Raw genomic sequence first — 12981 nt, 5'->3', positions numbered from 1 at the left:
GATCAAGCTTCCTTGCGGCGAAACACCCAAGTGTTCTCGGTGGATTCTTTGGGTGCAAATGCGTAGCCTGCCACCTTGAACTTTTTCAGTTGCTCTACATCTGTGATGCGTTGGTCAACAATGTAACGGGCCATTAAACCACGTGCTTTTTTGGCGAAGAAACTGATAATTTTGTACTGGCCGTTTTTGTAATCCTGAAACACGGGTTGAACCACGCGTGCGTTCAAGGCCTTGGTATCAACCGACTTGAAATACTCATCTGAAGCCAGATTGACCAACACAGGGTCTTTTTTTCCGAGTTCCTTGTTCAGGGCCGGCGCCACGGTCTGCTTCCAATAGGCGTATAGATCTTTGCCGGCAGGGTTGGGCAGCTTGGTGCCCATTTCAAGGCGATAGGGTTGCATCAAATCGAGTGGACGCAAAATGCCATACAGGCCCGACAGAATACGCACATGCTTTTGTGCAAAAGCCAAACCGTCTTCGTCCAGGGTTTTTGCATCAAAACCATCGTACACATCGCCATTGAATGCCAGCAACGCAGGGCGCGAATTCTTTTTGGTGAACTTGGTTGACCATTCGCTGTAACGCGTTGCGTTAAGCACACCCAACTTGTCAGAGACCGACATGAGTTCGGAAATATCGGCCGGGCTCATGGGGCGAAGAATATTCACCAGCGCTGCGGCCTGCTCAACAAACTGCGGCTGTGTACTGGCTGAAACGGACAAGGGTGTATCGTAATCGAGCGATTTTGCGGGAGAAAGAACTACAAGCATGGACATGAATCACCTGGTTATTACTACGGGTTTATTATCGCAGGATCTGGCAGGTGATTCAGGGACAGGGTGGTGTGAAGTCGGGAAAAAATACCCAATGCAAGGTATGCGAGTGACTGGTGTTTTTGAGGTTGGCCGCGGATGCGACTTTGTCGCTCCGCTTCTGGCCGTGTCTCCCAGACTGTCTCTCCCGAAGATGAATGTATTACCTGTCACATGCAGCAATTGGATTCAGGCAAATGTGTTTGCAAGTTTTGATTTACTGTATATAATCACAGCATGTCCATTCGAGATTGGTGCCATGAAAGGTTTAACTGCTCGTCAACAAGAAATTCTTGATTTAATCCGAGACCAAATTACCCAATTTGGCAGGCCACCCACTCGCGCCGAAATTGCACGGCAACTGGGATTTCGCTCAGCCAATGCAGCAGAAGATCACTTGCAGGCTCTGGCCAAAAAAAATGTCATTGCACTGGATGCCAGTACGTCACGGGGCATTCGCTTGCTGGGTGAATACGCCGAAGGTTTGGAAGAAACTGCCAGCAAGGCCGCCGAACGTGCAATGGAGCAATTCATGCAATTGCCACTTATTGGTCGTGTTGCCGCAGGCAGCCCGATTCTTGCCCAAGAACATGTGGAAAAACAAATTCCTGTTGATCCCTCTCTGTTTCCAGACAAGCCCGATTACTTGCTGAAAGTACGCGGCATGTCGATGAAAGACATCGGCATTATGGATGGCGATTTGCTGGCCGTAAAAAAAGCCAGTACTGCCAGAGCGGGCCAGGTGGTGGTTGCACGCGTGAACGACGATGTCACCGTGAAACGTTTTTTCCAGAAAGGCCATGTGGTTGAACTGCAAGCCGAGAACAGCGATTTCGCTCCCATTGAAGTCGACTTGCGAACCGAAACATTCGCAATTGAAGGTTTGGCTGTTGGTTTGATTCGCCAAGGCCAGTTGCATTAAAAAGCAGTTATTGCACTAAAAAGCAATGTCGGGGGTTGTTGTGTCGTCTGATCTTGCCAGCATTCACCCCGGCGTGTGGCGTGCCCACCAGCTTGCCACCGACACCAGTGCGCGTATACCCAGCGGCTTTGCTGCCCTGGATCAACAATTGCCCGGGGGTGGCTGGCCTACCCGCAACCTGATTGAACTGCTGTTAAAACACCATGGCATTGGCGAGCTTCGCTTTCTAATGCCGGTGTTGCGCAAACTATCGCTGGAGAAAAAAAAACTGGTGCTGATTGGCGCACCGCTGCTACCACTCACGCCGGCGTTTGAGCAGTTCGGTGTGGCCTTGGATCAAGTGCACTTGGTTCAAACCGACAAACCCCAAGATCGACTTTGGGCGATCGAACAGGTGCTGCAAAGCGATTCCTTCGGTGCACTTTTCATGTGGCTGCCTGAAGAAAAAACACTCTGCAACCCAACTGTGTTGCGTCGCTTGCAGTACCAGGCCACTCGTTCACAGGGTTTAAGTTTTGTATTTCGCCCCATTCGGGCACAAATACAACCCTCCCCGGCTTCACTGCGCTTGTGCCTGACGGCCCAAAGCAGCAATAGCCTGCGAGTGCATTTGATCAAACGCAGGGGGCCTGTGCTTGAGCAGGCAATACTGATCAATTTACCAAAACCGCAAGGTGCTTTACCCGACACCCCGCACTCACAGGAGCTTGTTCGTGCGCTGGATCGCCCTGAGTTACAAACAATCCCGCAACCCACGCGAAGTCAAATCACAATTTGATGCCAATTCCTTGTTTGAATTGGCAGCACATTACAGCCCAGTGGTGTGCTGGCGACAAGACCAGCATCATGAATATGTGGGTTGGCTGGTTGAAGTGCAGAGCAGCTTCAGGTTGTTTGGTGGCGCACAGGCTTTGCTTTCGCAATTCTGGGAAAGTACCGAGGAATTTTCTGGCGAATTGCAACTGGCCAACCACCACACTGCAACCGGCGCATGGTGGCTTGGCAAGTGCGCCCCCGCACGCAATCTAGACGATTTTCTGGCCATGCTGAATTTCAATGAAAACAGTTTGCTGGCCCTGCCAATTTCAGTGCTTGATTGCGATGTGAAGCTGCAAACCACCTGGCGACAATGCGGTTTTGGCCGCATTGGTGATTTGTGGCGTTTGCCACGCGATGGATTTTTAAAACGGTTTGGCGCACAAGCCTTGGCTGAACTTGATTCGGGTTTTGGGCTTCAAAACAAACTCGCCATAGCAACGGCACCCCACGAACCTGCGGATACATTCGAGCAAGAAAAGGAATTGCCTTTTCACAGCGACAGGCTTGATCTGATTGAGCACCATGCACAAGCACTGCTTGAAGCAGTGTGCAACTGGCTAAAGCAGCAAAAACATGGCACGCGTGAATTGCACTGGGCCTTTGTTCACGCGCACGGTGAAGAGGTTTTACGCCTGAGAAGTGCGCAAGCCACCGATTGCATCGACACATGGAAGCGCCTGCTGCACCACCAACTGGGGCGGATGCAATTTGACGACGACATACGCAACCTTCGAGTGCAATGCATGCACAGTGAATTGCTGCCCAACGTGAATCGCAGTTTTTTACCCGATCCGGCAGAAGGCACTCGTAACTGGAACAACACCTGCGATGTTCTTCGCGCGCGCTTGGGCGAACAAACCGTATTATTTGCAGCCACAGAAAGTGACCCAAGGCCCGAATGCAGCATTGTGTTGCAACACACCCCGCTGCAAAAACCTGCGAACACTGCCTTTAAGAAAATTGAAAACCAACATGCCCCTGAATTGAACAATGCGACATTGGCGGCCAGCAGCCCGCGCCCATTGTGGCTGTTGCCAACGCCCAAGCCACTTCAAGGAAAAGCCCCACAGTGGCAAGTGGGTGGCCCATGGCAATTGCTTAGCGGCCCCGAACGTGTTGAGTTTGGCTGGTGGGATGCCAAACCTTGCAAGCGCGATTACTACTGCGCACGCGACAGCAATTCCAGTTTGGTGTGGCTGTATCAAGACCTGCTTGAAGAAGATGCACGCTGGTTTTTACATGGTTACTTTGCATAAGGCACTCTGAACATGAATGCGCCATTGCACACCGCACCACCTTTTGCTGAAGCACTGGCGTTGAGTAACTTCAGTTTTTTAAAAGGTGCGTCACACCCGGAAGAACTGGTGCAACAAGCCAAACTGTTGGGTTACAGCGCCATTGGCATCACGGATGAATGTTCGCTGGCGGGCATTGTTCGTGCACATCAGGCCGCCAAGGAATGTGGTATTCAACTGTTGGTAGGCGCCCAGTTTGTGTTCGCAAACAACAGTGCATTTACCGGCCAGCGCATTGCCTTGATAGTGAAAAACAAAACCGGCTACACCCACTTGTGCAGGCTGATTACCCAGGCCCGTGGCCGTGCAGCCAAAGGCGACTACCACTTCACCCGTGACGACCTTGCTGATATTCCACCCGGACTTCAATTGCTGCTGGTGCCCGACGAACGCAGCAAGGAAAATTTTACTGCCTTGTTAAGTTGGTGTGCCAAACGTTTCACTGGCCGCTTGCATGTGGTGTGCAATTTGCAGCACCGTGGATTCGACAGGCCATGGCTGCTATACCTGCAGGCATTGGCCCACTTGCACGGTGTTGAACTCATGGCCAGTAACTTACCAGTTATGCATTCAAGTGAACGAAAAAATCTGCATGACGTGCTAACTGCCATTCGCTTGAACTGCAAGCTGAACGACGCCAAGCCATTTCTGGAAACGAATGCACAACGGTGTCTGCAACCTTTGCAGCAACTTGCCCAAACTTACCCGCACCGTTTGCTGCAACAAACTGTAACGCTGGCCGCACAGTGTGTATTTTCACTGGATGAGTTGCGCTACCAATACCCCCGTGAAATAAGCCCAGAAGGCCTGGAACCTACACAATACTTGCGTCAACTTGTAGAAGAAGGCGCTGCCCAACGCTACAGCAGCAATGTACCTGCCAAAGTTAAAAAACAAATTGAACATGAATTACAGCTGATTGAGGAACTGAAATTTGAGGCCTACTTTTTAACGGTTTACGACATTGTCCGTTTTGCGCGTTCCCGCAATATTTTGTGCCAGGGCCGTGGGTCTGCTGCCAATTCGGTGGTGTGTTATTGCCTGCACATTACCGAAGTCAACCCCGACAAAATGGCCGTGCTGTTCGAGCGTTTTATCAGCCGGGAACGCAACGAGCCACCCGACATTGACGTGGACTTTGAACACACGCGCCGCGAAGAAGTGATTCAATACATTTACAAGAAGTATGGTCGCGACCGGGCCGCACTGGCCGCCAGCGTGGTGGTGTACAGGCCCCGCTCAGCATTGCGGGATGTGGGAAAAGCCTTGGGATTGGGTACAGATTTGATTGAAGATTTGGCCAAATCGCAAGATGGCGGTTACAGCCGTAGCATGAGCGTGGATCACATGGTGCAGGCAGGCATTGATGTTCGCCAAAGCACTGTGCAGCATTGCGTGCATTTGGCCGATGAACTGCTGGGGTTTCCGCGGCACTTGTCGCAACACACAGGCGGCTTTGTGATTGCACGCGATAGCCTGACTGAACTGGTGCCAGTGGAAAATGCCTCCATGCCAGAGCGCAGCGTCATTCAGTGGGACAAGGACGACTTGGACGCCATGGGCTTGATGAAGGTAGACGTTCTTGCACTTGGCATGTTGAGCGCCATTCGAATGACGTTGGACGAGTTGCACAAAAAACCCGGTGCCCCCAGAACCCTGCAAGCCATACCACCCGAAGACAGCACGGCATACGACATGATGTGCAAGGCCGACACCGTGGGTGTTTTTCAAATTGAAAGCCGTGCGCAAATGGGCATGCTTCCCCGCCTAAAACCCCGGCAGTACTACGACCTCGTGATTCAGGTGGCGATTGTGCGCCCCGGCCCCATTCAAGGCGGCATGGTGCACCCGTTTTTAAAACGCAGACAGGGCTTAGAAGCAGTGAACTACCCTTCTGATGCCTTGAAAGAGGCACTGGGCCGTACCCAAGGTGTTCCTATTTTTCAGGAACAAGTGATGCAGGTTGCAATTCTGGCTGCTGGCTTTACACCAGGCGAGGCCGATGCATTGCGCCGCGGAATGGCCGCATGGAAACGCAAAGGCGGCCTGCACCATTTTTACGAGCGAGTGGTGAACGGCATGTTGGAGCGTGGTTACACCCGTGAGTTTGCAGAAAGTATTTTCAAACAAATGGAAGGCTTTGGCGAATATGGTTTTCCGGAAAGCCATGCCGCCAGTTTCGCCTTGTTGGTGTATGCATCGTCCTGGCTGAAATGCCACCACCCGGATGCATTTTTATGTGGTTTGCTCAACGCGCAACCCATGGGTTTCTATGCGCCTTCACAGCTGATTCAAGATGCACAACGACATGGCGTGACAGTACGGCCCGTGGATGTGCAGTGCAGCGCCCTTGAAACCCGACTGGAAAGCTGCACAGGTAAGGTGTGGCCTGTTCGTCTGGGTTTAAACCGAGTCAATGGCTTGAAACATGACGCTGCTGTGCGTATTGTTCAAACCCGCGAGCAAGGGCTGTTTGAAAGTGTAGAAGACTTGACCAAGCGCGCCCGGCTTGACCGCGGCGACCTGCTTGCACTGGCCGATGCAAATGCGCTTGAGCAACTGGCAGGGCACCGCCGCCAGGCCGTGTGGCAAACCGCAGCAACTGAAACAAGGGGCGTTCGGCACGGCCCAAACCACACAGACCTGCTGACCAACACCCGCAGCAATGAAACACCGCTTGAATTGCCCAAAGCCGGTGAACTGGAAGACATGCTGGCCGATTACCGCGCCACAGGTTCAAGCCTGGAACACCACCCTATTTCATTTTTGCGCAAGCAACTGGCACCGTACAAAATAAAGCAGGTTGAAGAATTGCGCACTTACCCCAACGGCAGGCTGGCAAGGGCCTGTGGCATTGTGACACACCGACAACGCCCGGCCACTGCGCACGGCACCGTGTTTTTAAATCTTGAAGATGAAACAGGCAATGTGAATGTAATTGTGTGGAACAGCCTAGCCGAAGAACAGCGACAGGTGCTGCGCAATGCGCAAATTATGGGGGTGTTTGGTATTTGGCAGCGCGAAGGTGAAGTGTGCAATTTGGTGGCACGCAGGCTGGTGGATTACACCCACCTGCTTGCGCAACTGCAAACGCCGTCGCGAGACTTCAAGTAATCACACAACGCTTTTTTACTTCAATGATTAAATATCCACTTCCACTAAATTGCCTTTGTCCTCCAGCCAGGTGCGGCGCGCGCCACTTTCCGTGCGGCCCATCAACATGTGCATCATGGCATTGGTTTCGGGCACATCCATGCTGCCCAAGGTAACCGGCAACAAGCGACGTGTGTCAGGGTTCAAGGTTGTTTCCCACAACTGCTCGGCATTCATTTCACCCAAGCCTTTAAAACGGGAAATCTTGATGTTCGCCTCTTTCACACCCTCTTTGCCCAGTTTGTCTTGCACCGCATAAAGCTCGGCTTCGTCGAGGCAGTACAGTTTGCGCGCGGGCTTTTTTCCCTGTGCGGGCACATCCACGCGAAACAGCGGTGGACGAGCCACATACAAGTTCTGGCTTCGAATCAGCGCAGGAAAATGCTTGTAGAACAAGGTGAGCAACAACACCTGAATATGTGAACCATCCACATCAGCATCGGAAAGAATACAAATTTTGCCGTAACGCAAACCGCTTAAATCGGGATTGTCATTCACGCCGTGTGGGTCCACGCCAATGGCCACCGCAATGTCATGAATTTCCTGATTGGCAAAGAGGCGGTCTTTGTCGGTTTCCCAGGCATTGAGCACCTTTCCACGCAAAGGCAACACGGCCTGAAATTCTTTGTCACGGCCCATTTTGGCCGACCCACCAGCAGAATCACCCTCAACCAGAAACACCTCATTCAGTGTAATGTCGGTGCTTTCACAGTCGGTCAGCTTGCCTGGCAAAATGGCCACTGAAGAGCTTTTTCGTTTCTCGACTTTCTGCGCTGCACGTGAACGGGCTTGCGCCTGTTTAATGGCCAGTTCAGCAATTTTTTTGCCGTCTTCCACGTGCTGGTTCAACCACAATTCAAATGCAGGCTTCACCAACGAAGACACCAAACGCACTGCATCGCGGCTGTTCAGGCGTTCCTTGATTTGTCCCTGAAACTGCGGGTCGAGCACTTTGGCCGACAACACGAAATTCGCCTTGGAAAAGATGTCATCAGGCATCAACTTGATGCCTTTGGGCATCAGCGAGTGCATTTCACAAAATGCCTTGATGGCCTGAAACACTGCTTCGCGCAAACCCGATTCATGTGTACCACCAGCAGAAGTCGGAATCAGGTTCACATAGCTTTCACGCACGGGTGCACCCTCCGCCACAAAAGCCAGGGCCCAGGCTGCACCCTCGCCTTCTGCAAAACCTTCATCGCGAAGTACATCAACGCTCAGGTCGCCGCTGAACATGGGAGCCACCAGTTCACGGTCGAGCAACTCTTCCTTTAAAAAACCACGTAGTCCGTCATCGAATTTCCAGCGCTTGGCTTCACCGGTTTTCTCAGAAACCAACACCACCTCGACACCTTTCAACAACACGGCCTTGCTGCGCAACAGGCGGTCCATTTCGTTCAAGGGCAATACAGCGGAATCAAAGTACTGGGGGTCGGGCCACACACGCACGGTGGTACCCTTTTTCGGATCGCTGCTAGTTTGCGGGCGTACTTTGAGGGGTTCGATTACATCGCCACCGCTGAACACCAGTGTGCCCACCTGCTTGTCGCGTACCGCACTCACCTCAAGCCGGGTTGAAAGGGCGTTGGTTACTGACACACCCACACCGTGCAGGCCGCCTGAGAAGCGATAAGCGCCACCATCGGCCTTGTTGAATTTGCCGCCGGCATGCAGGCGGGTAAACACCAGCTCAATAACCGGCACCTTTTCTTCGGGGTGAAGACCAATCGGAATGCCCCGCCCTTCGTCCTGCACCGAGACACTGCCATCGGTGTGAATGGTCACCGTGATGCGCGTACCGAACCCCCCCAAGGCCTCGTCGGCTGCGTTGTCGATCACCTCTTGAATAATATGCAAGGGGCAATCGGTGCGGGTGTACATGCCGGGGCGCTGCTTGACTGGCTCTAGCCCTTTAAGGACACGGATGGACGATTCTTGGTACTGGCTCATGACAACCTGATAGTTCAATGACCGCTTGATGATACCAATAATTTGGATTCATTTCGGGCAGGACTGGAACCATCTGCGGCTGTGCCAGCACTCATGACCAAGATAGGAAATTTGTTCCGCGTGGTTAGCACAATTTTCAAGGCTAATAAAGCAGCATGTCACCCCACCCCCTATCCATGGTGACACCTCGTTCGGACTTTTTGCAGCCTTGATACGCTGTGGCGTTATTTAAACAACTCGCCAAGGCCGACCATGATTCCACTTCCGTTTCAAGTAGAGAGGCTCGACATGAAACCGATTGCCCCCAAGTTAAAGATCACCGCGATTCAAAGGTGCTCAAGGGCGAATCTGGAAACAACTCGCTCGGAGTTTGAATTGTTGGTTGCCAAGCAGGAAAAGCGGTTGCGCAACTTCATCATCAAACATTTTCGTGATGAAAACGCGGTCGAGGATGTATTCCAGCAAACCTTGATTGAGGCTTACTGCTGCTGGGACAGCTTTCGAGGTGATGCAAAAAGAGCGACCTGGCTGTTTGGCATTGCACTGAACATTATTCGGAACACCGCGCGCCGCTCTCCACAGTACAAATTTCATTTCACTTCGGATGAAGACCTTGAACTGGAACAAGCGGAGGGGTCTGACCCCATGCAGCATTGCATGAAAAACGAATTCAGCATCAAACTGGAATCGGCGATTGGTAATTTGCCCAACGATCTGCGTGAAACCCTGGTTTTGGTGGTTCAGCATGGCAATTCTTACCAGGAAGCGGCTGACATTCTGGGTATTCCAATTGGCACGGTGCGTTCGAGAATTTCAAGATCGCGTGCCCAATTGAAATCAATCTACGACCTGTATATGGACTGATGAACGCAAATTTGGCAACCCGTTATGGGGCACTCAACAAAATTCTGGAATCACTGGGAATGACTCTCAGCGACACCGAGCAATGTGCCGGTGAAGATGGCTATCGAATTGATTTTGAAAAGAACTTCACGATTGAGCTGCAACACCTTGGCGGCGCAGATTGCAGGGTAAGCGCAAGAATTTTCAGCTTGGGGAAATCGTTACAGGTTCAGGAAAACCAAATTAAACTGGCCTTGGCCCTGTTTAGTGAATTGAAAAACGACATGCCCGAAGGTGTGTCAACCGCAATTTCAAACCACGACAACTGCTTGCGCCTGTGTGTTGAAATTGTGAGTGAAAGCAAAGACATAATCATGTCGCAATTTCAAGGCTTTGTTCATGTGGCGTTTGCCTACAAACAAACCTACTTTCAGCACAAAGGCTCAACCTAGGGCGATCAGCCTCGGCTTTGTGCAGCCTTGGTCCGGTCGGCTAAAACAGCCTGAAGCCACAACTCGAATTTCTCTTTTGCATCCAGCACATTGTTGGCAAACATCAACCTGGAAACATGCAGCTTGGAATATTCAAGCTCAAAAATACAGGTTTGCTCCAGAGACTTAGCAAGCCAACGCTGCGACAGCCAATCTCGCAAGCAGTTACTTTCATAGCTGTTTAACACCAGGGTGGCCTGAAACTCGGAGGGACACGACCACGACTGCAATAATTCAGCCTGCCCCAAACCTTCAACAAGTTGCTCGTTAATCAAAAACCAGTTTCCGGGAGGGCTTTGTAACATGGGATTTGTGAATGCCTAGACAACACCAGCGGTGTCGCTGTGAACTTGTTGTGCGAGCGTACGGGGTGTAGAAAGGCCCGGGAAGCGCTGCAGAGAAAGAGGTTTCATCGGGCGAGCTTTGAGTTCAGAGAGAATGGCTTTGAAGGTGGTGCGCGCAGCAGAACCAGTTGGGTTGGCTGCACTGCTTGCTTGTGAAGACGCAGACTGTATTGGCGAAGTGTTTGGTTTGATCATTGGTGATAATTACAGGCACGAGGCCGATAAACGTCGTTTCATGAACATTGAGTGGCTTTGTCATCGGAATGGTTCCCGTTTTTTTCAAGCAAATCGAAACGTTTCATGCGGTAGTAAAGGGAATGCAAGGGAATACCAAGGCTTTCACTGGCCAGGCGTGCGCACCCGCGGTGTGCATGCAATGTTTGAATCAGAACGGCTTTTTCGAAAGCCAGCAAACGCTGCTTCAAACCGGCAGGTGCTTCGCTGCCAGGCACCGTGCAAGGTTCGCCCAGCCCCATCACATGCCGTTGTGCAAATGCGTGTAACTCGCGCACATTGCCAGGCCATGGTCGGCTCAACAACTCGTCCGTATCTTCAAGGTCCAGCTTGGGAACTTCCAGCTTGAACTGCGCGGCCACATCGTTCAGGAAATGACAGTACAGGGGAATGATGTCTTCGAGTCGCTCTGCCAAGGCAGGAATTCGAACCTGCGACACACTGAGCCTGAAGTGAAGGTCTTCCCGAAATCTGTTCTGTTCCACCAAGGTTTCAAGTTTGGTTTTTGTCGAAGCGATGACCCGAAAAACCGAGTTGTAGAACACATGCCCACCCAGCCGGATTGCGCCGCGATATTGCAGGGCATTCAGTAACTTGGCTTGACATGACAAAGGCAGGCTGTCTATTTCATCCAGGTACAGGGTGCCATTGTGCGCAAGCTCCAATTTTCCTGGCCTGTCTTTTTGCGCCCCGGTGAAAGCACCTGCCATCACGCCAAACACCTCGGCTTCAAAAAGCTGCTCTGGCAAGGCAGCACAGTTCACATGTACAAACTCGCCTTTCACGCCAGAGTGCGCGTGCAGCCAACGCGCAGCGGTGTCTTTGCCAGCACCCGTAGGCCCAAGCAACACGGTGTCGATGGGCAGCTGTTTTAAGCGCTGTAATTGGGATACCGCATGGCGCATGGGTTGCGAACGAACAAATTCGTCACTGTAGGGCCCCAGGTTGCTGTTGGGCAGTGGCTTTTTACCAGAACGAAAAGGTTTGGTTCGTATCAGCTTTTCAAGTACATGAACTGCAGCCAAAGGATTGGCCGGGTGCACAATGGACGCAAAAATGGGAATGTCATGATAAACGTACTCTTGCCAGGGTTTCTCGATAAAACGAATGATCTGTGTTTCAGGCTTTCTACCCTGGGCTTTGAAGTGCTCAATTAAATCCCCAAGCTGCTCCAGGCCCTGATCAACCAGCAGCCAATGCGCGGGCAAACTGCGTTTGCCCAACAGGTCGATCAGTGACAGTTCGTGAACACTGGCCTGCATCAACAACGCTGCGGCACGCAATCTGCTTTTGAGTTCGGGGGATTCAATGCAAAGGGTTAACTCGGTCATTTGCAGCCACGGCACAATGAAATGAATAAAGTTCATTGTGAGGGCTGCGTGCCAGCATTGGATCACCCCTTGGGATTAGTCAATGTTGTGATTCTGACTGCCCCATCACCTCCACCCGCAGCATGTCCCGTGCGCGCGACAATCGAGAGCGAACCGTACCAATGGGCAAGTCCAGTTCAAGTGCAGCATCCTGATAGGTAAACCCCTCAAGCAACACCAACTGAACCACTGTTTGCATTTTGCCCGGAAGGTGATCAATTGCAGACTTGAGGGTTTCCATGCGCTCCTGACGCATCAGGGATTCTTCAGGCTCGCACATGGAATCGGCAGGAATCAGGCTGATTTGCTCATCAAAATCATCGCCTTGAAAGCGAAAACTGGTGTCGCGGTAACGAAAGTTTTTCACCAGATTCAGTGCAATGCCAAACAACCAGGTTTCTGGTTTGGACTCTCCACGAAAACTCGCCCAGTTGCGAAATGCAGCCAGGTGGGTTTGCTGAATAAGGTCATCCACATAATCCTCACGGCGCAGGTGTTTGCGCACGAAGTGGGTTAAACGCGATTGCTGCGACTTCAACAAGGCCTCAAGCGTGCAAAGTTGTGCCGCGGTCAGCGGTGTTGCTGTGTTTTCGTCAATACCTGAAACGGTGATTTCGAACTGCTGAACGTTTGCGGTGTGTTCCATGACCTGCCTCTGTTTGCTTGTGTGTGGTAACAAGCGTTGTGCAGTGTGCATGCCAGGACCATGCAAATTTCAAACGGTTGATTTCATGGCGTATTTATT

Annotated in this window: 11 protein-coding genes; 6 read left to right on the top strand and 5 right to left on the bottom strand. The window is 51.8% G+C overall.

The annotated features are described in order from the left end of the window. Window positions 1-2 precede the first annotated feature (2 nt). A complete protein-coding gene (yaaA, locus tag HKT17_RS06790) occupies window positions 3-773 on the bottom strand; it encodes a peroxide stress protein YaaA (RefSeq protein ID WP_171098818.1) in 771 nt (256 codons plus the stop codon). A 301-nt stretch (window positions 774-1074) separates the two neighbouring features. On the opposite strand from yaaA, the gene lexA reads away from it, so the two are divergent. Genes lexA through HKT17_RS06770 form a run of 4 tightly spaced genes read left to right on the top strand, consistent with a single transcriptional unit; the run spans window position 1075 to window position 6965 of the window. Then, on the top strand, window positions 1075-1737 hold the full coding sequence (gene lexA, locus HKT17_RS06785; RefSeq protein ID WP_105029858.1) for a transcriptional repressor LexA: 663 nt from the start codon (window positions 1075-1077) through the stop codon (window positions 1735-1737). Window positions 1738-1762: 25 nt separating this feature from the next. Then, the gene (gene imuA, locus HKT17_RS06780; RefSeq protein ID WP_205882519.1) at window positions 1763-2515 is read left to right on the top strand and encodes a translesion DNA synthesis-associated protein ImuA; all 753 of its coding nucleotides are present in this window, start codon (window positions 1763-1765) and stop codon (window positions 2513-2515) included. Continuing rightward, entirely contained in the window at window positions 2451-3812 is a 1362-nt protein-coding gene (locus HKT17_RS06775) for a DNA polymerase Y subunit UmuC family protein (RefSeq protein WP_146106679.1), read from the top strand. Before imuA ends, HKT17_RS06775 begins: the two co-directional genes overlap by 65 nt. Window positions 3813-3824: 12 nt before the next feature. Continuing rightward, window positions 3825-6965 carry an error-prone DNA polymerase gene (locus HKT17_RS06770; protein WP_171098814.1) on the top strand — a complete coding sequence of 1047 codons (3141 nt, stop codon included), beginning with the start codon at window positions 3825-3827 and terminating at the stop codon, window positions 6963-6965. 27 nt (window positions 6966-6992) lie between these two features. Here the strand turns inward: HKT17_RS06770 and HKT17_RS06765 are convergent, their stop codons facing one another. Beyond that, window positions 6993-8954 (bottom strand): DNA topoisomerase IV subunit B, encoded by a 1962-nt coding sequence (locus HKT17_RS06765; RefSeq protein WP_171098812.1) that lies wholly within the window; start codon window positions 8952-8954, stop codon window positions 6993-6995. Between the two features lie 288 nt (window positions 8955-9242). On the opposite strand from HKT17_RS06765, the gene HKT17_RS06760 reads away from it, so the two are divergent. Further along, on the top strand, window positions 9243-9818 hold the full coding sequence (locus tag HKT17_RS06760) for an RNA polymerase sigma factor (RefSeq protein ID WP_168426957.1): 576 nt from the start codon (window positions 9243-9245) through the stop codon (window positions 9816-9818). Then, a complete protein-coding gene (locus HKT17_RS06755; protein WP_171098810.1) occupies window positions 9818-10249 on the top strand; it encodes a hypothetical protein in 432 nt (143 codons plus the stop codon). Before HKT17_RS06760 ends, HKT17_RS06755 begins: the two co-directional genes overlap by 1 nt. 5 nt (window positions 10250-10254) lie before the next feature. Here HKT17_RS06755 and HKT17_RS06750 read toward each other — a convergent pair whose 3' ends face one another. The 3 genes from HKT17_RS06750 to HKT17_RS06740 form a co-directional block, all read right to left on the bottom strand. Next, the gene (locus HKT17_RS06750) at window positions 10255-10563 is read right to left on the bottom strand and encodes a hypothetical protein (protein WP_171098808.1); all 309 of its coding nucleotides are present in this window, start codon (window positions 10561-10563) and stop codon (window positions 10255-10257) included. A gap of 302 nt (window positions 10564-10865) precedes the next feature. Beyond that, window positions 10866-12233, bottom strand: coding sequence for a sigma 54-interacting transcriptional regulator (locus HKT17_RS06745; protein ID WP_171098806.1), 1368 nt, complete (start codon window positions 12231-12233; stop codon window positions 10866-10868). A 43-nt stretch (window positions 12234-12276) separates the two neighbouring features. Further along, a complete protein-coding gene (locus HKT17_RS06740) occupies window positions 12277-12882 on the bottom strand; it encodes an RNA polymerase sigma factor (protein ID WP_171098805.1) in 606 nt (201 codons plus the stop codon). Window positions 12883-12981 lie beyond the last annotated feature (99 nt).

This window comes from Limnobacter sp. SAORIC-580, assembly GCF_013004065.1.
Lineage (GTDB): Bacteria > Pseudomonadota > Gammaproteobacteria > Burkholderiales > Burkholderiaceae_B > Limnobacter > Limnobacter profundi.
The sequence above is the reverse complement of the archived record's forward strand: the minus strand, read 5'-3'. Positions and strand labels throughout refer to the sequence as shown.